Here is an 18,750-nt window from a genome sequence, read left to right as displayed (position 1 = left end):
CTTAAGAATTTGATCAAGCCGCATTCACGCGGGATTGGGCCAGAAATTGCTGATCGGCGATATCCAGGGTCGCCCGGATGTCCAAGATCAGGGTCATCTTGTTGTCCCGTTTCGCGATGGCCGTCACGAAACGATCTTGCCCGCCCATTGTGTTGGGGGCCGCACTCATATCCTCGCCATGAAAAGCTTGGACGCTATTGATACGATCCACGATGACCCCGATGCTGAGCTCCGGATCCAGGTCCAAAATGATGATCGCCGTTTTGGGACCATTCTCGATCTTTTGCAGCTGGAGTTTCGCGCGCAGGTCCAGTACCGAAATCACCTGACCACGTAGGTTGATGATGCCTTTGAAGAAAGGCGGCGACTTCGGCATGGGCGTCGGCTCGGTCATTTCGATGACCTCCTTCACCTGCAAGAGCGGAATGGCGTACTGCTCTTTGCCGAGCTGAAACGCCAGATATCGTTCACTCGTCGCCACTTGACGGGCTTTCGCCGACGATTTGCTTTCCTCGTAACTCATGATGCGGCCTCCAGTTTCGGCTCGATCTTTTTGCGGGCGGACGCCTTGGGCGCGCCCAAATGTTTAAGCAGTTCAAATAGGTCCAGAATCAAAGCGGGCTTTCCGTCACCCAGAATCGCCGAGCCCATGAAGCCGACCTTGTCGCGGCTTTCCGAGCTGAGTTGCTTGATGACGACCTGCTGTTGCGCGACGATCTTGTCGACCAGGATCGCGGACTTGTTCGCGCTCCCATCGCTCACGATCAGCGCCGTGTATTCGGAAACGGGCTTCACGTTCGCTGGGCGTTTGCCGTTCACAAGCTCAACCAATCGGTGCGCGCCCATCGTTTCGGCGCGCACGCTGACGATCTCTTCGCGGTCCATGACGAAGTTCACGTCGGTCGCCGCCGGACGGTAGAACTCCGAGATCTGCGATAACGGGATGACGAATCGGTGTTCGTCCGACATGACAATAACGCTGTCGATAATCGCGAGCGTCAGCGGCAAGCAGATTCGGAAACAGGTGCCCTTGCCAAGCTCGGTTTCGATCTCGACTTGTCCTTTCAGGGCGGTGACGCTCGTCTTGACGACGTCCATCCCCACCCCCCGACCGGAAACGTCCGTGACGTTTTCTTTGGTCGAAAACCCGGGCAGAAAAATCAGTTGATGCGCTTGCGCCGGCGTGGGCGAGGCATCCTGCGGGATCAAGCCTTTCGACTTCGCCTTGGCCACGATGACGTCGCCGTTCAGCCCTTTGCCATCGTCACGAATCTCGATGATCACTTGCCCCGCGCGGTGATAGGCCTTCAGGTGAATATGACCGGTCTCGAGTTTGCCGGACGCCGTGCGCGCTTCGCCGGATTCAAGACCGTGATCCACGGCATTGCGGATAATGTGGACGAGCGGATCGGCCAACTGCTCAAGAACGGTTTTGTCGACTTCGGTGTCCTCGCCGCTCATGTGAAATTCGACTTTTTTTCCGAGAGCCTTGGACGTATCCCGCACCAAGCGTTCCATTTTCTGGAAAGTTTGTTTCACGGGAAGCATCCGCAAACCCATCGAGAGACTCTGCGTTTCTTTGATGATCTTCGTCATCGAGCTGAGCGTCTCGCGCATCAGCTGCGGCAAGTTTCCTCCGAGAGTCACGCTCTGCTCGGTCATCACCGCCTGCAAAATCGAAAGCTCGCCGACGTTATTCAATAGTTGTTCGATCCGCGAAAGGCTGACGCGGATATTTTCATCGCGGTTCTTCGCGGGCGCCGCCCGTGAAATTTTTTGGGGAGCCTCTTCGTCGTGAGCAGGTGACTCTTCCGTCGAAACCTCCGCGGTGACCGCGACGTCCTCGGTCGCGCCCGCATATTCGCCGCTCGCGGCCAATTGCAGCTCACCGGCCAAGGCGGCGTTCTCGTAGCCCGCATCCAGATCACTCAGCAGAGTGTCGATCGTCGCGACGAGATAGTCGTTCGTACGCAGCAGCAGGTCCACCACGGCGGGTGTCAATTTCACTTTGTGCTCTTTGACCGCGATCAGCAGGTTCTCGAGCTTGTGCGTGAAATCGCTCAGCCCCGCAAAGCCCACCGCACCCGATGAGCCCTTCAAGTTGTGCGCGAGCCGAAAAATCTGATTCAAGTTTTCGAAGTCGTCCGGCGACTTCTCAAGAATCAGAAAACACTGCTCTGTGTTTGTTAGAAGCTCTTTCGCTTCATTCAGAAAATCCGTTTTGATTTCGAGTTCGAACGAGTCCACCGACACCTCAGAATCCCGTTAAGAAGGACCCTTTCTTATCGTCCAAGGTGTTGGAAACTATAGGCTTGCTTCAGAAATTAAGATCCCCTCATTGGGCGACTCGCGCAACGATCGTGGAGTTGAAAGTCAGATCGAAATGAACGACCGCCTGAACTCCGCGCCCCTCATTTCGTCCAGGTTGGAAGAGTTCTTCGCAACGACTCGAAGCCCCTCGCCAACGCGACGAAGGGCGGGTGGAAAAGACCTAGAGCGCGCCCATATCCATCACGAATCGGTAACGGACATCACTCTTCAAAACCCGTTCGTAGGCTTCATTGACCTGCGCGGGCTTGATGAGTTCGATGTCCGGCATGATCTCGTGCTTGCCGCAGAAGTTCAGCATTTCTTGCGTCTCTTTGATGGAGCCGATCACCGAACCCGCATAACTCCGCCGCATCATCACGAGCGGGAAAGGATGAATGGACAGCGGGTTTTCCGGAAGTCCGACCACCACGAGGGTGCCGTCAAGCTTCAGAAGTTCGAAGTAGTCCGACATGTTGAGCTCGGCCGAAACCGTATTGATGATCAGATCGAAAGTCCGCGCCAGATTCTTGAGCGCGCCCGGCTCCTTCGTGGCTACGAAATGTTGCGCGCCCATACGTTTCGCATCTTCACGCTTTTTATCCGAGTGGCTCAGCACCGTCACCTCGGCCCCTAAGGCCGCGGCGATCTTCACTCCCATATGACCGAGGCCGCCCAAACCCATGATCGCCACTTTTTTGCCCGGCCCCGCGTGCCAGTGCTTCAGCGGCGAGTAGAGCGTGATCCCCGCGCACAGAAGGGGTGCGGCCTTGTCGAGCGGAAGAGACTTCGGAATCTGCAAAACGTAGTTTTCATCAACCACGATCACATCCGCGTAGCCGCCTTGCGTGCGCGCACTGCCGTCGCGCTCCATGCCACCGTAAGTTTGGGTCATCCCCTCAAGGCAATAGTTGTCCAGATCACTTTTGCAGTTCACGCAAGTGCGGCACGAATCGACGAAACAGCCCACGCCCACATGGTCGCCGACTTTGTGTTTCGTTACCTGCGAGCCGATGGCGCGCACGACGCCGGCGATTTCGTGACCGGGCACGATGGGGTATTGGGTCGGTCCCCATTCGGATTTCACCGTGTGGATGTCCGAGTGACAGATCCCGCTGAACTTGATGTCGATCACGACATCGTGCGGTTTCGGTTCACGGCGCTCAAAGCGGTACGGGCCGAGGGGTTCTTTGGAAGAGAAGGCGGCAAAGGATCGAGTGGGAATCATGGCGGACCTCCGTTGAATCCGCGCAAGATTACGCCCGGCCCGCTTCGTCGTAAAGACTTTCGCGCCGGGCCGGAGGTTTGGAAGAGCATTATTTCGCGCAGCGAGTTTACACTCTAAAGATTTTCGTTCGGTAGCGGGCGCATCTCGGTGCTCGTTCCCGAAAGAAGTCGGCGCACGTAATCGACGTGGACACGCAAATGATAGAACTGATCCGCATAGGCCGGCCGCACGCGCATCCGTCCCAAAGCCTGATCAATGCGCTCGAATTCCGCGCGCAGGACCTCCAATCGGCGCTGATCATTTTCGCGGCGACTTTTCTGCTCGACCTGCAAGAGTTCGCGATAAAGCCGACGGATGCGAATTTGATTTCGCCAGCGGAAGAGGGCCGGCACGCTGCGCACGGCCGGGATCAGAAGGACCAGCATCGGGACGAACACGATCAGGATCCGGTTGATGGAGCTCGCGAGCCAGAACGGCAGGTGACGGTAGAAGAAGGTTTTCCCCGATTTGTAGAAGCGGGTCGCATCGTCGCTGAGTTTGATGTTCTGCTCGATGGCGAGCGGAAACTCGCCCCGTTTTTGAAACATTCCGGGGCGCGCGTGGATCGAGGTCGCGGCGTCCAGCACCAGATCGCTGATGGCGGGATGTAGATTTTCACTCGCGATCAGTTCGATCATGGGGCCGACGAGTTCCACGTCCTGCGCGGGGACATTCGCGCCGAAGTCGATGAGGCCTTGGGGCAGATCCATGACGTTCAGGTAATCGATCTTGCGCGCGTAGGCGTTCGCATTACGAAAGCTGAACAGGCGAATGCCGGGTGCGAGCATAAGCTTGCGGAGTTCGGCGATCGCCATGTTTTCACTCATGATGAAGGCCGCGTCGATTTCCCCCGACAGCAGCGAACCCGCGATTTCCTGCGCGTCGCGATTGTAGATAGGGGTGGTGTCTTCTTTGATGCCGTTGAGTTCCAGAAGTTTCAGCGCGAGTTTACGCGCGCCCGATCCGCCTTTGCCGACGACGATCTTTTTGCCTTTCATCTCGACAAGACGCTCGATGGGCGCGCCACGGTAGAAAAGATAAATGGGTTGTTTTGAAATCGCGCCCAGTGAATTCACGTGCTCAAGTCCCGCGACGTCCTCGGCCACGCCCGTCGCCACCAGCGCGAGGTCCACCTTCTGATCGGCGTCGATCACGCGCAGCAGGTTTTCGAGGGAACCTTCCGACGGCAGAATGTTCAGCTTCACTCCGCTTTCGGCGAGCGCCTTCTGGTAGCGAAGAGCCGTGCGATGAAAACTTGAATCCTCGGGACCGCTGGACATCGTGACCTGCGAGGGCGGCGCGCTTTTGACGATGTAGTAAGCGCCCGCCATGAAGACGGCGCCCACCATCGCCAGAACCAGCAGCGCGACCCAGGGGCCGATGTCGAAAAGTTCCATGACGGTGTCGACACCGTAGCGGTAACGGCGCGGGGGCTTCGGCGACTCTGGGCGCATGCGGGGGCTCCTTTGGACTTGGAGTAGATTCGCCCGAATCGGTCACGGGAGCAAATTGCAGTCCGGCCTCGCGCCGAGCGTCAACCCGGCTTGCGAACCATGAGGTGGCGTAGGGACTGCGCGTGAAGCACGAGGTGCTCCTGATCTTCGAGGGGGCGGAGTCGCTCCAGGTAGCGGGTCGCGAAGCGCGCTCGCGTTTCCGTCGGCAGTCGCCCCACTCCGTAAGTCAGCTCGAAGTACTCAACCACGGCCGGAGCCGGAACGCGCCAGCGCACGACGAAGTCACGGAACTCGACCGGGGCTTGGAAAGGTTTTGAGGCGAAAAGACCGCGCAGGCCGTCGGTCTCTCTCGTGCGGGCGTCGCCGAGGGGTGTGGGTTTGGCGATCCCCTCCTCGTGGAGGATCTCCTCGAAGACCGTGCGAAAGATTGCGGTCGCGGGATCGTCATGGGGCGGCCCCATCACGACGGCCGAGAAAACTCCGCCGGGCCTCAGCACGCGGTGAATTTCCGCGACGACTTCTTCGATCCGGTCCATGAGCATAAACGCCAAGTGGCAAAGTACGGCATCGAACGTCGCGTCCGCGAAGGGCAGTCGCTGCGCCCGGCCCTCGTGAAGCGAAACTTCTGTGTTGGCAAGACGGTGGGCTGCGGCGCTGAGTTCATCGGGACTGAGGTCCACGCCCGTGAGGGTTGCCGTAGGCGCATAGGTCGCGCGGACCTGTTCAAGTAGGTAACCGTCGCCACAGGCCAGATCGAGAATCGACGTGGGCGTGTGCGCCTTGAGGGGCGAGGCGACGATGTCGTAGGAGGTCTCGCCCTCTTCGGTCCGTCCGGTGGCGAGCACCACCGAGGTGCAGCCGGGATATTTTCGGTGAAAGTCGCGCAAGAAGTCTTCGGTCGACATGGGGCCTCCGGGGGCAGTGCGGGTTCGCGAACTAAGCGATAACCGTGAATCCGCCTGCCGACATCCGTTTGGAGTTGAAGGGTGGACTCTTCGGATCGGGCGCAATTTTTGACAAATGCGGATCTTTTTCCACCTTCGCGTTCACGCGGTCGCGGTGCGCTTTTGATTTATAGGTGATCCAGGCGAAGAGCAAGGTCTCGCCGGCCTTGAGTTTGGTCAGCTTCGGAAATGGCAGACCGAAGTTCACATGGATGTCCGTGCCGACGCACTCTTGATAATCGAGTGCTCCGTGCTTGAGCCAAAGCGCCTTCGAGGCCCGCGCGATTTTCTGGTAAGCTTTCACGTTCTTTTTCGGAATCGGAATCACGAATCCGTCGACAAACTTCGGCATCAGTGGCCTCCTCGATTTTATTTCACGTTAACGAAAGCGAAGAATCGGGGCAAGACGCGCGCTGCGCACGAAGTTCGCGTTGGAGATTTCAGGGCGACATGAGAACGTGAACCCAATGGAAATTTTCTGCGAACTTCTCATCGGCGGGACGCCCAAGGACACATTGCTCCAAGAGCTGAGGGCCGCGGGCGTTCAGTTCAATGACTCTGCCCAAAAACTTTTCGCGCATCCCGGGTTCAACCCGGATCATGCCCCACAAAAGCTGAAGCTCATCAAAACAAGCATGGGTGAGTTCGGTCTCGAAGGTCCACAGTCCTTGCAGACAATCCTCGACCACGCGGCCGCGCGCGGACTTCGCCCCTGCCCGCTCCATACGGCGGCCCACCTCCGACTTCAATACCGAAACCAGCGCGAAGGCCCCTACCTGACGGTCGCCTCCCCGCCCCCCGAAAGCGAGGCCGACCCCGCCGGTTTCTACGTGAGAAACCGCGACCAAATCTTGTGGCTGAGAGGCTACCGCGTCGACGGCACACCCGAGTGGCCGAAGGAAAATGAATTCGTTTTTCAGATTTAGGAGATTGGGACTGAGGCCAATCCCATTTGGCTCTGGACAGGGACGCGAGCCACCACGAAACTGATGGCGTGAGAATAGTGATCTTTACGTCAGTCCTACTGTTGGCGGCCGTTTGTTATCCGAACTCTTCTCGAAGCAAGGGATCCATCCTCGTGCAAAAGCTATTAACCAAAACGCAAGTAGTTTCAAACTGCAGGAGCTCGCAGACATGGGTTTAGAATTTGTATTTCAAAGTTTCAAGGACATGAAGACAAGTCTTGGGAAATATGATGCCTATATCGAAGTAAATGAAGTAGCACTTCGACACTTTCTGAAAGAAGCTGAGCGTAAAGAAGATCCTGCTGTTTATGTTGAAAAAATGGCTCGTGAAGTTGGAATCAATGTTCGCTCCGACTCTTTTTTAGAAACTCTGCATCGTATGTCAGGGCTGTACATATTGTCCGTGTATCAAGCTTTCGAAGTTTTTCTAGGTGACTATAAAGAAGAATTCAAAGGCTACTGGGATACATGGACTCCCAAGGAAGATGGCGAAACACTGATTTCGAATACCCTAAAAAATATAAAAGGACTGCCCAATGGCTCTAGTAAAGCCATTGGTCCTGAGCATCTTGCAGTAGTTGAGTATTATAGGGTCGTGCGAAACCATTTCATGCACAATGACGATAAGAGCAAGAAACTGGTCGATCAGGGGTTCTCTAAAATAGGTATCTATCAGGAAAAAATTCAGAGCTTTTACAAAACTAGGTCATCTCCAAGCTCCTACAATCAACTGAACGTTGACGATTTTTTTCTTTTTACCAAATCAGCAAAGGAAATTGGATTACAGCTCTCGCGCCTAGGAGCACCTTCGGAAGAAAAGATCTCTGATCTCATTGCGAAACCAAAATTCAGTAAATTTAAAAATAATGCTAAAAGGCTTGAGAGTGCGCTTATTCTAGAAGCTCAATCCAGATTCAATATTGATATCAAGGAATCCCGCATTTTAAAGTTGGCTCTTAAAAAAGTTATGACCTGTTAGTTTTAGTGGAAAAACGCCCCCTCCATAAGCGATCGAGGATTAGCTTTGATGGTTTGTGAAGGGGATACCTCGGTTCGATTCCGAGACAGGTCCCTTTTCTTAGCCCCAATCTTTAGGGTACCCGGGCAGCTCCCGATCTTTTCGCAGCTTAAGGAATTTCGCCAAACTGACAGCTTGATTGCCTGAGCACCGGTCATGATTTTTTGCTTTTTTTCCATCAATCGCCGAGTCTCGTTCAAAAAATTCTTTGCCCTCGTCATCGAGGTCATCCATGGTGACGACGCAGTCACCGACGATGTTGACCGTTTGAATGATTGGCTCACGATTTTCGAACGTCGCGTGCAACTCGCATTGGGTGTATTCGTCGATAAAAGTGGTGACACGGATCTCTTTTCTCTCGCCCATAAGCGAATCATCACCTCGCTTATTAGAAAATGCTCAGAAAATTTTGTTTCTCGCTACAGCCGGCAAGAATCTTCGCGGATTTGCAAATCAAACAAAGACAATAGCTCGGCGCCGACCAACGCCTTCTCTCCAGTCGCTCCAGAAATGGCTGCAGTCGTTATAATCGGAATACCGTTGATGACGAGAAGCACTTTGAGAGTGGGCGCTTCGACCGTCGAGCCATCGGCATTGCTGACCCCGAACGTCTGAACCAATGTCGATTCGTCGAGACCAATTTGATCCGCCACGAAGGAAGGAATGACAATGGCAAATTGGCAGCTGGTATCAATGATAAAATCAACTGCTGAATTTCCTTGCCGTTCCATAAGTTGCGTAGATTTGCCGTCAAGACATACGTCTTTGATGTTCGGATCGGATATTAAATCGTCCTCTCAGATTGGCCAATGACTTCGGCGGCCATGATTCTCTTTTGTACTGGAGCTGTCGTTTGTGGGTCCGCTTGCACAAGGTAAGCAGCTCGCATTGCTTTGTACATGGGACCTCCTCCCGTAAAGATTGGCGACCACATCACTTCAGAAAAAGCTACTTCGCACAGTTAATTGACCGTCTGGTGTTTCGCCCTGACGGGATCGACATTCATTGTCATCCGGTCCAAGCAGAAGTGCTGGCCCTCCAATCCAATCAACAGTCCAAGTCCACAGGTACAGAGCCTGTGGACTTGGCATGCTTTAGAAAATCCAAAGACCAACAAAAGCAGGCTTCGCCGCCATGCCCCCCGATCAGGTTCACAACGAGAAGTTTGAAAAGTATTTTATCGTAGGGATTGGTTGCGGGGATGGGTTGCGCCCAACCCCGCGAAAACTTTAACAATCGGTATCGCGAGAAGCATCGGGAAGCAAGGCGTTTCAGCCCCGCTGCCGCAAACTCAGGATTTGGGCTTCACCGACCTGCGGAAGTTTATAACCCAGCTTATCTGTACCGCCTTGAACCTCCACCCCGGCTTTTCGTAGATAGCCGTTCGTGGTCTTGAGCTGGTGATGCCCAACGATGGACATCACACGCGCCAAGGATTCGCCTCGGGCCAGTAAGTTGGTGATAAACGTCGCTCTCAGATCGTGAAACTTGATAGGTGTGACGCCGACGACCTGGCAGAACTCTCGGGTAATCCGCGCCTGCTCGCCGTTCTCCCATTCCGGGAACCTCGGTAGAACAGATTCCTCCGCGCCCCTTTTGAGCTTTAATCCTTTCAGGAAGCTCAAAAGGTCGTCGGAGATCGGGACGATCCTCGATTTCTGCGTTTTCGTCGGTCCATACCCATTCTTGGAAGTCCATTGCCGCGTCACATGAATGATCCGGCTATCCAGGTCCACGTCGCTCCAGCGGAGCGCGAACATCTCGCCCGATCGCATCCCCGTCATGAGGGCCAAGGCCCACATGGGATAGAAACGATGATCGGCAAGAGCTGCTTCCCGCAGGAACTTCTCGGCTTCGGAGGTGGTGAGCACCTTCTGCTCCACCTCCGAAGCCTTCACCTGGATTCCCGCGCAGGGAGTCCGGTCGATCACGCCTTCGTCCACGGCCATCTCGAAAAGCCTCTTTACGAGCTTCAAGACGGTTTTGCGGTTGTTGGGCGTTCGGATCGCCGCGCACTTCTCAAAAATCATCTCATGCACGTCGGCCCTGGTGATCGCCCGCATCTCGGTATCCCGCCAATGCGGGAGCACCCATTTGCGGATCTGGCTCTGGTAGTTGTCCACGGTGGAAGGTCGCTTGTCGATCTTCATCTGCCGCATACACTCGTCGAACCACTCACCGAATCGGAGCGGCACCTTTTCCTCTCGCAGCACCGCCAGCTCGCGCTTGAGCTCAAATTCGACCTGCTCGGCTTTGCGGAGGGTTTCGATCCCATTGCGTTTCCGTTGGACTCTTGCTCCGCGGGAATTGCGCCCGTTCACATAGACTTCGTACAGCTTTTTCTCGTTCTCGATATAGGTTCTGATCGCCATTTTAGGCCCCTTTCTTTTGAAAGAGGGCCTGGCAGTCCTTCAGCTTGAATCGCAGTCGGCGTCCGATCTTGTACGCTTCGATCTGGTTTCGATGCACCATGATTCGGAGCGCGTTCGGGCTGACCGCGAGAAAGTGAGCTGCTTCCTTCGTCGTTAGCCACTCGCGTTCTCTTCGATTGTCAAAGATCGCCGAGCTTTTCAGCTCGTAAATGTTGCTGACCATGTTACTTCCTTACCCCTGATTGCTCAAGGTTCGTCCGTATGGATCATGCTCAGTTAAAACCGCAAAACTTCCACCCGCCCAGATGGATAGGTTACTCGCTCCTGACCTCCCTTCACCGCTTCGTCGGGGGAGGGAGGTCAGGAGCAAAAGAGGAACCGTTGAATGGGCGGGTGGAATCGAATTCAGCAGTGATTTCGGTTTGTAAGAATCAGATGACGAACCGGCGCGCCGAAGCGCACATCATGCAGCGTTTGCAGGATGTCTGCACAGTGGCCCGACCACGTTCCGGAAACTTTGGCTCGGCGTTGTCTGCCAATTTTCGAGCGAGATAAAGGCCACTGGAGTTTCGTCTAACGGAAAATAAGTCGTCTTGATCGCGCGCAGGATTGCGTTCTTGATGACATCCTTCTTGTGGACAAAAACCACGCCGCCGACGTCCTTCATGCTCGCGTAGGCGTTCATCGCGCGACAGTATCGTTCCGTAGACTTCCGCGAGAGCTCCATTTCGACGGCCCAAGGGCGATCTGCGTTCGGTAAGTCGACAAGTACATCTGGATACTTCGCGTTCTTATACTCGTGCGGGTTGTAACCGAACTCCTGCCCGAGCCGCGACTTGATCTTGCCTTCGGTTTCCCAAAAACGGACCAGGCCGCAGCGTTCGAGATGGAGAATGCCCCTGTAGAGATGGAGATCGTGTTCGATAAAGTCGATGAAGGTCGGCTTTACGGGCTTGCCGTAAAACCATTCCCCTCGTGGACATCGTTTCAGGTCCAAGATGGATACATCCTTCAGGCATCCGGTGGGATGCGGGGTTAGGTAGCCGGCGTCGTGCAGATTTCGCCAGGACTGGTAAGCCCAGCGTTCGCTGCCACCTTTAAAGAAAAACTCAAGCCAGAGATCGCGGGTGATAAAGCCAGTCTTCGCGACGAAGTTGAGCAGTTCCGTGGGCCGTTCGTGTTTGGGCATGATAGCGCCTCCTATTTTTCGGGGAGATCGCTCAAGTCGAAAAAATCAGCTCGCTATGGTGTCGAGGTGTTTCGGTACTTCGATTGGGATTTCGGAAGATTTCAAGTCTCTCACTATACGGGGATCGTATGACAAGAGCTTCCGTAGCTTCTGGATCGCCCGGCGTTTCAGCGTCTGCGTGGTGGACTTCGTGACTTGCAGCCGCTCCGCTACCTGCGAAAGTGAAAGGTCTTGCCAGAAAATCAGGTGGATTACTTGCTGTTCCCGCGTCGTCAGCTTGGCGATAGCCTCGTGGACGAGGCGTTTTTCGGCATGGCTTAGACCGCTGCTGGTTTCGCCCCAGACGGATTCCTGCATGGCTTCCGCGCGACGCCAGTAGGATTCCCAGGAAATGAGCGATTCGCGCCTGAGCGTATCGAACAGGCTTAAATAGCTATTCCAGCAGTCAATCTGGTGTTGGTTGTTTTTGAAGCCTTGACGGCGAATCCCCTCGGTCATGCGAGCTTTTTAGCAAGTGAAGTTGTTTATCTCAAGCGGAGTTAATTCGCCAAAATAGCTAATGCCCACACGCCATTAGCTATTTTGGCGAATTAGGATTCCCGTTGGGTGCGGACAAACCGCCGACCGTTGGCGATGGCAGATGGACTTCATCCTTGGAGTTGCAGCTTTTGATTCCAAAGAAGCTACCGACGGCCAGAAGCAGTACAAAAAGCGTATGCCAGAATCCGAAAAATTCCTTTCCGCGCACCCACACTGACTTTCTATTCGAGTCCCAGGGAGAGTGATTAAGGCTTGGAGAAAACTTTCTTTTGAGAAATTTGAATTTCCCGCCGAACCTCAACTTATGGATTTCTTTAAACCCCTCAGAGAATGACTTCTGCCTCAGAATGTCGAATTTCAAATTGAGGGATGAAATCGGCTTTCCGCCCATCGTCTGCCAAATGGAGAGCTGGGTCAGGTAGTACAAGTCACAAGACAGAGACTTGGCTTCGATGCCGAGTTCTTCGGATAAGGCAACGACGGTTATCTCTTGAGATGGATTTCTTCTGAACCTCTCCTTCAGCGCATCCAGAGCTGATTCGCACCTTTGGACGATGGCGCGACTCTTTTCCGTTTCAAGAATAAATAACCCGAAGATAGACAGCTCCAGTTGATCATTGACGTCATAAATCAACTGCTGTTCCACCAATTTTTCAATGAGGTCCGTCTGCGCTTCGTGTGCAATGAGAAAATGTACTTTCCCTGGAAAAGCGCCGTCGCGATAGAAGGCGTCTAATAGATCGGTGAGGACTTCTTGCCGTAGATGCTTAGCTCGGGTCGCGAAAAGTCCGCCTGGAATCCTCATTAGACATCCCGTCTTGCCCGAACCAGCTTGGTAAGGATGGGTTCCCACTCCGTTTCGATCGTTCGCCCGATGAATAGATGGTCGATCAGTCCCTGGTTATGCAGGTCGATGAATCGGGCCAGATCCGACTTCCTACTGTGCCACTGGTCCTTTCCATCGAGAAAGACGACGTGCGCGATTTTGTGCTTCGATTTTTCCTGGTACTCGCGGATCTCGCGGCCAACGAGGTGACACTCGTAAACGGCGTCGCTCATCTTGCTGCCGCCGCTGGTTTTGCCCCAATACTCTTTGATCTCCCACACAATGTACGGATCTTGCAGCGAGGGCACCGCGCCGTCGAGGTTCCTGGCCGTAACGTGAAGATGATTGTCAATGCACCAAACGCATCGCTTTTGAGGATTCGGTTCGAGCGTTTCGCCTAGGCTCTTGCAAACGCGTTCCGCAATCGCGGAAACGGTCGCGATCAGCGTCTTTGTAGATTGATGGTGGTCTTTGCTCTTTGTCTTGGTAACAGCCCATTCAATCTTGTTTTTCTTGCAGAACGAGATGGCCTCTTCTTCCGTCCGAAGCGATTCGAGCGCCTTTTCAATAAGTTTTTCCCGCTGCTCGCAATAGCTCACGATGAGCTTTGCCGCATCATCGGTTAGTCCGAGCAGATCCCACCATCTTGAATCCGGCGACTTGGATCCAGAAAGCTCCTTTAAGAATGCCTTCTGCTCATTTCCACGCAGCGAGCAATAAAAGCGTAGGAGCTCCCAGAAGGGATCTCTCCAGCCAAGTTTTCGCCAGGGATCGAGCGAGAAAGCGTCTTTCATTGGATGACCTCATACTGCGGCCGGGTTTCAAGGAGGGGTTGAAGATCAAAATCCAGCCGTTTTTCGATCAGGATCGGGCATTGCGGGTCGATCTCGAAGCCAACGAACCTTCGATTGCAGCGATTGGCCGCGATCATCGAGGCCCCCGTGCCCATATACGGATCAAGAATGGTGTCACCCTCGTAGGAATACATTCTGATGATTCGGTAAGGAATTTCGACCGGGAAAATGGCCGGATGGTGTTTGAACTTCTCAGAGATGCTTTCGACACGCCACCATTGCTGAGTCCAGGATCTCCACTCCTCCAGCGCAAATTTGCTCTTTTCCCGGACCTCCTGCTTCACGCGGCGCTTGCCGGGCTTCTGCAGAACCCAAATGTACTCGAAGTAGTTTTGATTGAAGATCGTGAGCGGGTACGGATAGCTGCCGAGAAGCGGGCCGCCGAAATTTCGGGTGAAGCCCTTGTCCCAGATAAATCGTTCCAAAAGCCTGAAGCCCGCTTGCTGCGCCACCTGGAGTGTGTCGCTGCCAAAGGGTAGCCTGGTGATTGTGTCGTCGTCGGTGTAGCGATACTTCGTGATGATGTCGGCGACATTCAAGGCAAAGCGTCCGCCAGGCACTGTTACACGAAAAATCTGCTCGCAAACTTTCGAGAAGTGTTTAATGAAGCCGTCGTAATCGAACTCCTGATCGCGCTCGAACTTTGTCGTCACGTAGGGCGGGCTGGTGACGGTCAGGTGCACGCTCTGATCTTCGAGGCGTTCGAGCTCGCGGTTGTCCATGACGAAGACCCTATGCGTCATCTCCGCCTCCCACGCCTTGTAGTAATCTCGATGTTGGAACTCCGAGAGCCCGCGCAATTTTGACTAAAACTGTCAGGGTTGGATTCCGCTCGCCACGCTCCAGTCCGCCCAGGTATGTTCTGTGCACTTCAGCGTGAAGAGCGAAGCCTTCTTGGGAATACCCCTTCTGTTTGCGGAGAATCCGGAGACGCTGTCCGAATTGAACGCATTCCGGATGTTTGGTTTCAGCCATTGACAGCGAATATGCAGGGTTGCTACTTTTAAGTCCACAGCCTATGAGTATCGAAACGAAGCAGCTAGATTTTGGCCTCCGATCTTCCGTTGAACCCGAGTTCCGGGCCGAGCCTTTCATTAAATGGGCTGGAGGGAAGCAGGCTCTCGTCTCGCAACTTCTTCCGCATTTCCCGAAGACGTATAAGCGTTATTTAGAGCCCTTCATCGGCGGCGGGGCAGTTTTCTTTTCCTTGCGGCATCCCGTGGCTGTGATCTCAGATCAGAACGAGTGGCTGATCGACACCTACGAGGCCATTCGCGACGATTGGAAGGCTGTCGCTACGAAACTAGAGCGGCTTCCCAATACCAAGGAAGATTTCCTGCGGATTCGAGCGATCTCCCCGAAGACGTTGGATCTAGTTACGAGGGCAGCCCACTTCGTTTATCTGAACAAGACCTGCTTCCGTGGCCTCTTTCGTGTGAATCAGAAGGGCCAGTTCAATGTTCCTTATGGCGCATATGATCGCAGGTATTTCGACCCTGATAACTTCCGCGCGGTTTCTAAGGCATTGGCGGGAACGACGATCCTGCGGGGGGATTTTGAGGGTGCCGTTATCGGCTGTGAAGAGGGCGATTTCATTTATTTCGATCCGCCTTATTACAAGCTGGGCGGTTATGCCGACTTCAATCGCTATACGGCCGGCCAGTTCCGCGAGAAAGATCAGGTTCGCCTGGCTGCTCTTTGCAATGAGCTTACGGAACGCGGAGTGAAGTGGGCTCTTAGCAATAGCGATACGCCGTTTATTCGTGCCATTTACAAGCAATACCGCCTAGAGCCGGTTAGGGCCCGCCGCGAGATCAATCTTAACTCGCAAGATCGAGATGTGGCGGAGCTGTTGGTGCTGAACTACTAGCCCGACGACTCTGCGGCGAATTGGTTTGGCTTCGGGGCGCGGAGCTTGCGCATGAGTGGGGTTGCGACATGAAAAAGACCACAAAGGTAAAACGCTTCAAGGTTACCCCCGAAATCGAAGATTTCCTTGATAGGTACGTGAAGGCAATTGAGGAGAGAACCGCAGCCATTTTTGCTGGCGCGGGACTTTCGATTCCGGCTGGATTTGTCGATTGGCGTGGGCTTTTGCGGAAAATTGCAAAAGAGATCAGACTGAACGTAGATCAGGAGAATGACCTCATCGCCGTCGCCCAGTATCACGTGAACGAAAAAGGCGGTCGACATCGTATCAATGAAGCGCTGGTCAATGAATTTAGTCGGAAGGCGAACCTCACGGAGAACCACCGAATCCTCGCCAGGCTTCCTATCCAGACGTATTGGACGACTAACTATGATCATTTGATCGAAGAGGTGCTTGACGAGGCCGGGAAGACTCCAGACGTAAAGAAGACTGTTCCGAGTTTGGCCGTGAACGTCCCAATGCGCGATGCAATCGTCTACAAAATGCATGGAGATGTTTCCTTGGCCGATGAAGCCGTGGTCACCAAGGATGACTACGAGGGCTATTCTAGTAAGCGAGAGCTGTTTTCCACTGCCCTTCGCGGAGATCTGGTGGACAAGACCTTTCTTTTCTTGGGGTTCAGCTTTAGCGATCCGAACATCGAATACATTTTGAGCCGCATTAGAATTTTATTGGGCAAAGATCAGCGTGAGCATTTCTGCCTGATGCGCCGGGTTCACCCGACTGATCCTGCATTCAAAAATAATCGTGATGCGTACATTTACGCCAAGACGAAACAGAAGCTACAGATTCGCGACCTGAAGCGGTTCGCAATCAAGGTCATTTTGCTGGACGACTATCACGACGTGACGACGCTTTTACGCATGATTGAAACGCGGGTAAAGCGGAAGAGAGTTTTCATCTCCGGCAGTGCAGAAACGTATGAGCCCTTTGGAGAGCCCGAAGCTAGACAGTTTGTCCATGAACTCGGCAAAAGCCTGGTAAAAGGCGGATATGAGGTCGTGACAGGATTCGGTGTCGGAGTAGGTGACGCCGTAATCAATGGAGCTCTAGACCATATCTTTTCCACGAAGTTTCGCCGTGTCGATCCATTCTTGATTCTTCGTCCGTTCCCTCAGTTTGCTACCGGAGGAAAGAGCCTGCCGGCGTTGTGGACGCAATACCGGGAGTCGATCTTGGACGAGGCTGGGGTTGCAATATTCTTGTTTGGAAACAAGAGAGATAAAAAAACTGGGGCTATCGTTCTCGCCAATGGCGTTAAAGAGGAATTTGAAATTGCCTTGAAGAAAGGCATGCCGGTAATTCCTGTTGGTTTCACCGGTCATATGGCAGGCGCACTTCTGCCGAAGTTATCCAAGGTCAAGGGCTCATGGAAAACCAAGCAGTTCTTGGCTGAGCTGAAGCGTCTGGAGAAAAAACCCAGATCTCTGACCGCGAGTGTGCCAAAAATTCTTAAAATGATTAGACGGCTTCAAGAGGAGCGCTATTGAGCGAGGTTAGTGTCCGGCATCTGTTGCCGCCTTCTCGATCCAGTCACCCATATTTTTATATCCCTCTTCTTTGAACCAAAGGTAGAAGGGGTAACCGTCGGGGATTTGCCCGCAACGGTCCGACGTTTCACCGTCAAAGTTTTTAATTTTGCTGATGTCGATTCCAAGCAAGCCGTTGCCACGCTTCTTGCTTTGTTCGATTTCGTATTTTACCCACTTGCTCCCGCATGTTTTTGCCCCAACCAAAACAACGGTGACGGACGTTCCTTCTAGTTGCTGATCGATCCATGCTTTGATGGAGGCGTCACCCTTTCGCTCCACCTCCTCGAAGTCGGCGGCATCAATGAAGCCCGCAGCTTCTTTTTCCTTGGTGACCCAGCTATTTCGGACCACCATCGCGCGAGTGACGTCTTCATATTTGAAACTAAAAAAGACTTTTCTGGCCATAAGCGCCTCCTACCGCAAAAGATTCTTTAGGTTTTCCCAGTTCCACTTGTAGAGAGTGCCGGCGTTCGGAACAGGAGTCGGATTGCCGTCCTTATAGCCAATAATCTGTACGATCTTTTTCTGATGTTTGGCGGCCATCGCCACTTCTTTTTTTACCCCAGGTGCAGCGTGGGTTTTGTCGCCCACCATTACGATCACCAGATCGCAGCGTTTGATGCGCTTTTCCGCTTCGGCTTCCCAGGTTGCTTCGGGCTTTTCTTCTTTGAGCGAATGGTCCACCACGGAAAAAGGAGAATCTTCGAGCTTCGATTGCCCAATCAGAAACTCCTTTAGAATTCGATCATTATCGAAATCAAAGCTGACAAAAACGCCCTTTTTAGCCATGAAGCCTCCAAAGTTAGATGGAATCTCGTAATCATGGTTTCTGATTCGTTAGTGTCAAGGTACAGCAGTATATCTTTTTCGATCGTTGACCTGTTTTCGAACCGGCAAAAGAGGCGCCTTCGGCCACTTACTCGCCCGCGATTCCTCCAACAGCTTCAACTGCGCGATCCTCACGGCCAGCACCATGCGCGGGAGCTGGCCGGTCGCGGCTCCAATCAGTGCGGCCGTAAGCGCAATCTGGATCAATTTTTCGAGTCTCATGGGATTCTCCTTCGTCAAAACGATCAAGGCACCCGCAGAGCCGCGCCTATCACGGCTCTGCGGGGCCTTGAAACGATCTGAAATCGAGAGAACGAAGAAGCATCCGAGAAGCATCTAGGAAGCAAACTCACGAAATTTCGCGAAAGAATCGGAAATATCAGGATGAAGGCTGTCAGACCCTCTGGAGTGATTTTAGGTACTTAACTTGTTTTGGATTTTGCGATCCCGGTCAAATCGCGATACCGAAAATTGGTTGCGGGGGCAGGATTTGAACCTACGACCTTCGGGTTATGAGCCCGACGAGCTACCAGACTGCTCCACCCCGCGTCCGAGTGAAGGTCCGACAGTACGCCTGCCGTCCCCTCACGTCAACCCCTCAACTTCCGAAAAGAATGCCGGTCCGTCCCAAGATGCGCCTCCCGTGCGCGCCGAGACGATCAGGTTCGACATGGCGGGCTTCGGCGCCTAAACTGAGCGCGAACTCACGGAGGAGGGCCCCCAC

The 18,750-nt window shown here is 53.8% G+C and carries 23 protein-coding genes and 1 tRNA gene; 4 read left to right on the top strand and 20 right to left on the bottom strand.

The features are described from left to right. Positions 1–13: 13 nt before the first annotated feature. From KF767_11725 to KF767_11700, 6 genes are all read right to left on the bottom strand, one after another. On the bottom strand, positions 14–523 hold the full coding sequence (locus KF767_11725) for a purine-binding chemotaxis protein CheW (GenBank protein ID MBX3018552.1): 510 nt from the start codon (positions 521–523) through the stop codon (positions 14–16). Further along, entirely contained in the window at positions 520–2,247 is a 1,728-nt protein-coding gene (locus tag KF767_11720; GenBank protein MBX3018551.1) for a chemotaxis protein CheA, read from the bottom strand. The genes KF767_11725 and KF767_11720 overlap by 4 nt, the downstream gene beginning before the upstream one ends. A 244-nt stretch (positions 2,248–2,491) precedes the next feature. Beyond that, entirely contained in the window at positions 2,492–3,532 is a 1,041-nt protein-coding gene (locus KF767_11715) for an NAD(P)-dependent alcohol dehydrogenase (protein ID MBX3018550.1), read from the bottom strand. Positions 3,533–3,648: 116 nt separating this feature from the next. Further along, positions 3,649–5,028: an ABC transporter substrate-binding protein gene (locus tag KF767_11710; GenBank protein MBX3018549.1), complete on the bottom strand. Its 1,380-nt coding sequence runs from the start codon at positions 5,026–5,028 to the stop codon at positions 3,649–3,651. Positions 5,029–5,108: 80 nt separating this feature from the next. After that, a complete protein-coding gene (locus tag KF767_11705; protein ID MBX3018548.1) occupies positions 5,109–5,933 on the bottom strand; it encodes a methyltransferase domain-containing protein in 825 nt (274 codons plus the stop codon). A gap of 31 nt (positions 5,934–5,964) precedes the next feature. Beyond that, complete coding sequence (locus KF767_11700; GenBank protein ID MBX3018547.1) at positions 5,965–6,324, bottom strand: DUF1428 domain-containing protein; 360 nt, start codon at positions 6,322–6,324, stop codon at positions 5,965–5,967. A 115-nt stretch (positions 6,325–6,439) separates the two neighbouring features. Between KF767_11700 and KF767_11695 the strand changes: the two genes are divergently transcribed. Together KF767_11695 and KF767_11690 are read left to right on the top strand one after the other, a co-directional pair. Beyond that, on the top strand, positions 6,440–6,898 hold the full coding sequence (locus tag KF767_11695; GenBank protein ID MBX3018546.1) for a hypothetical protein: 459 nt from the start codon (positions 6,440–6,442) through the stop codon (positions 6,896–6,898). 208 nt (positions 6,899–7,106) lie between these two features. Then, positions 7,107–7,916: a hypothetical protein gene (locus KF767_11690; protein ID MBX3018545.1), complete on the top strand. Its 810-nt coding sequence runs from the start codon at positions 7,107–7,109 to the stop codon at positions 7,914–7,916. A gap of 99 nt (positions 7,917–8,015) precedes the next feature. Here the strand turns inward: KF767_11690 and KF767_11685 are convergent, their stop codons facing one another. The 10 genes from KF767_11685 to KF767_11640 all read right to left on the bottom strand — a co-directional run bounded on the left by KF767_11685 (position 8,016) and on the right by KF767_11640 (position 14,711). Beyond that, on the bottom strand, positions 8,016–8,321 hold the full coding sequence (locus tag KF767_11685; protein ID MBX3018544.1) for a hypothetical protein: 306 nt from the start codon (positions 8,319–8,321) through the stop codon (positions 8,016–8,018). A 53-nt stretch (positions 8,322–8,374) separates the two neighbouring features. Further along, positions 8,375–8,686 (bottom strand): hypothetical protein, encoded by a 312-nt coding sequence (locus KF767_11680; GenBank protein ID MBX3018543.1) that lies wholly within the window; start codon positions 8,684–8,686, stop codon positions 8,375–8,377. Positions 8,687–9,226: 540 nt separating this feature from the next. Next, positions 9,227–10,327: a site-specific integrase gene (locus KF767_11675; GenBank protein MBX3018542.1), complete on the bottom strand. Its 1,101-nt coding sequence runs from the start codon at positions 10,325–10,327 to the stop codon at positions 9,227–9,229. A 1-nt stretch (position 10,328) separates the two neighbouring features. Next, positions 10,329–10,550 carry a helix-turn-helix domain-containing protein gene (locus KF767_11670; protein MBX3018541.1) on the bottom strand — a complete coding sequence of 74 codons (222 nt, stop codon included), beginning with the start codon at positions 10,548–10,550 and terminating at the stop codon, positions 10,329–10,331. 240 nt (positions 10,551–10,790) lie between these two features. After that, positions 10,791–11,516 carry a hypothetical protein gene (locus tag KF767_11665; protein MBX3018540.1) on the bottom strand — a complete coding sequence of 242 codons (726 nt, stop codon included), beginning with the start codon at positions 11,514–11,516 and terminating at the stop codon, positions 10,791–10,793. Positions 11,517–11,561: 45 nt separating this feature from the next. Beyond that, positions 11,562–12,014, bottom strand: coding sequence for a sigma-70 family RNA polymerase sigma factor (locus KF767_11660; GenBank protein MBX3018539.1), 453 nt, complete (start codon positions 12,012–12,014; stop codon positions 11,562–11,564). Positions 12,015–12,093: 79 nt separating this feature from the next. Then, entirely contained in the window at positions 12,094–12,861 is a 768-nt protein-coding gene (locus KF767_11655) for a hypothetical protein (GenBank protein ID MBX3018538.1), read from the bottom strand. Then, complete coding sequence (locus KF767_11650) at positions 12,861–13,676, bottom strand: hypothetical protein (GenBank protein ID MBX3018537.1); 816 nt, start codon at positions 13,674–13,676, stop codon at positions 12,861–12,863. The genes KF767_11655 and KF767_11650 overlap by 1 nt, the downstream gene beginning before the upstream one ends. Next, a complete protein-coding gene (locus tag KF767_11645) occupies positions 13,673–14,479 on the bottom strand; it encodes a site-specific DNA-methyltransferase (protein MBX3018536.1) in 807 nt (268 codons plus the stop codon). Before KF767_11645 ends, KF767_11650 begins: the two co-directional genes overlap by 4 nt. Then, positions 14,469–14,711: a helix-turn-helix transcriptional regulator gene (locus KF767_11640; protein ID MBX3018535.1), complete on the bottom strand. Its 243-nt coding sequence runs from the start codon at positions 14,709–14,711 to the stop codon at positions 14,469–14,471. Before KF767_11640 ends, KF767_11645 begins: the two co-directional genes overlap by 11 nt. 43 nt (positions 14,712–14,754) lie before the next feature. Here KF767_11640 and KF767_11635 point away from each other — a divergent pair, with 43 nt between their 5' ends. Both KF767_11635 and KF767_11630 read left to right on the top strand, forming a co-directional pair. Then, positions 14,755–15,606 carry a Dam family site-specific DNA-(adenine-N6)-methyltransferase gene (locus KF767_11635; GenBank protein MBX3018534.1) on the top strand — a complete coding sequence of 284 codons (852 nt, stop codon included), beginning with the start codon at positions 14,755–14,757 and terminating at the stop codon, positions 15,604–15,606. Between the two features lie 68 nt (positions 15,607–15,674). Next, positions 15,675–17,156, top strand: a complete 1,482-nt coding sequence (locus KF767_11630) for an SIR2 family protein (GenBank protein MBX3018533.1) — start codon at positions 15,675–15,677, stop codon at positions 17,154–17,156. Between the two features lie 6 nt (positions 17,157–17,162). Here the strand turns inward: KF767_11630 and KF767_11625 are convergent, their stop codons facing one another. The 4 genes from KF767_11625 to KF767_11610 form a co-directional block, all read right to left on the bottom strand. After that, positions 17,163–17,603 carry a TIR domain-containing protein gene (locus KF767_11625; protein ID MBX3018532.1) on the bottom strand — a complete coding sequence of 147 codons (441 nt, stop codon included), beginning with the start codon at positions 17,601–17,603 and terminating at the stop codon, positions 17,163–17,165. A gap of 9 nt (positions 17,604–17,612) precedes the next feature. Beyond that, complete coding sequence (locus KF767_11620; GenBank protein ID MBX3018531.1) at positions 17,613–17,987, bottom strand: TIR domain-containing protein; 375 nt, start codon at positions 17,985–17,987, stop codon at positions 17,613–17,615. A gap of 54 nt (positions 17,988–18,041) precedes the next feature. Then, positions 18,042–18,248, bottom strand: a complete 207-nt coding sequence (locus tag KF767_11615; protein ID MBX3018530.1) for a hypothetical protein — start codon at positions 18,246–18,248, stop codon at positions 18,042–18,044. 250 nt (positions 18,249–18,498) lie between these two features. Continuing rightward, positions 18,499–18,575 (bottom strand) — tRNA-Met (locus tag KF767_11610). Between the last annotated feature and the right edge of the window lie 175 nt (positions 18,576–18,750).

This window comes from Pseudobdellovibrionaceae bacterium (assembly GCA_019637875.1).
Lineage (GTDB): Bacteria > Bdellovibrionota > Bdellovibrionia > Bdellovibrionales > Bdellovibrionaceae > JAHBUW01.
The sequence above is the reverse complement of the archived record's forward strand: the minus strand, read 5'-3'. Positions and strand labels throughout refer to the sequence as shown.

Coding starts and splice junctions, on each gene's coding strand:
- KF767_11695 (MBX3018546.1), top strand. CDS start 6,440: ATGGAAATTTTCTGCGAACTTCTCATCGGCGGGACGCCCAAGGACACA.
- KF767_11700 (MBX3018547.1), bottom strand. CDS start 6,324: ATGCCGAAGTTTGTCGACGGATTCGTGATTCCGATTCCGAAAAAGAAC.
- KF767_11645 (MBX3018536.1), bottom strand. CDS start 14,479: ATGACGCATAGGGTCTTCGTCATGGACAACCGCGAGCTCGAACGCCTC.
- KF767_11635 (MBX3018534.1), top strand. CDS start 14,755: ATGAGTATCGAAACGAAGCAGCTAGATTTTGGCCTCCGATCTTCCGTT.
- KF767_11675 (MBX3018542.1), bottom strand. CDS start 10,327: ATGGCGATCAGAACCTATATCGAGAACGAGAAAAAGCTGTACGAAGTC.
- KF767_11670 (MBX3018541.1), bottom strand. CDS start 10,550: ATGGTCAGCAACATTTACGAGCTGAAAAGCTCGGCGATCTTTGACAAT.
- KF767_11725 (MBX3018552.1), bottom strand. CDS start 523: ATGAGTTACGAGGAAAGCAAATCGTCGGCGAAAGCCCGTCAAGTGGCG.
- KF767_11685 (MBX3018544.1), bottom strand. CDS start 8,321: ATGGGCGAGAGAAAAGAGATCCGTGTCACCACTTTTATCGACGAATAC.
- KF767_11625 (MBX3018532.1), bottom strand. CDS start 17,603: ATGGCCAGAAAAGTCTTTTTTAGTTTCAAATATGAAGACGTCACTCGC.
- KF767_11710 (MBX3018549.1), bottom strand. CDS start 5,028: ATGCGCCCAGAGTCGCCGAAGCCCCCGCGCCGTTACCGCTACGGTGTC.
- KF767_11690 (MBX3018545.1), top strand. CDS start 7,107: ATGGGTTTAGAATTTGTATTTCAAAGTTTCAAGGACATGAAGACAAGT.
- KF767_11680 (MBX3018543.1), bottom strand. CDS start 8,686: ATGGAACGGCAAGGAAATTCAGCAGTTGATTTTATCATTGATACCAGC.
- KF767_11665 (MBX3018540.1), bottom strand. CDS start 11,516: ATGCCCAAACACGAACGGCCCACGGAACTGCTCAACTTCGTCGCGAAG.
- KF767_11615 (MBX3018530.1), bottom strand. CDS start 18,248: ATGAGACTCGAAAAATTGATCCAGATTGCGCTTACGGCCGCACTGATT.
- KF767_11630 (MBX3018533.1), top strand. CDS start 15,675: ATGAAAAAGACCACAAAGGTAAAACGCTTCAAGGTTACCCCCGAAATC.
- KF767_11650 (MBX3018537.1), bottom strand. CDS start 13,676: ATGAAAGACGCTTTCTCGCTCGATCCCTGGCGAAAACTTGGCTGGAGA.
- KF767_11660 (MBX3018539.1), bottom strand. CDS start 12,014: ATGACCGAGGGGATTCGCCGTCAAGGCTTCAAAAACAACCAACACCAG.
- KF767_11705 (MBX3018548.1), bottom strand. CDS start 5,933: ATGTCGACCGAAGACTTCTTGCGCGACTTTCACCGAAAATATCCCGGC.
- KF767_11655 (MBX3018538.1), bottom strand. CDS start 12,861: ATGAGGATTCCAGGCGGACTTTTCGCGACCCGAGCTAAGCATCTACGG.
- KF767_11620 (MBX3018531.1), bottom strand. CDS start 17,987: ATGGCTAAAAAGGGCGTTTTTGTCAGCTTTGATTTCGATAATGATCGA.
- KF767_11640 (MBX3018535.1), bottom strand. CDS start 14,711: ATGGCTGAAACCAAACATCCGGAATGCGTTCAATTCGGACAGCGTCTC.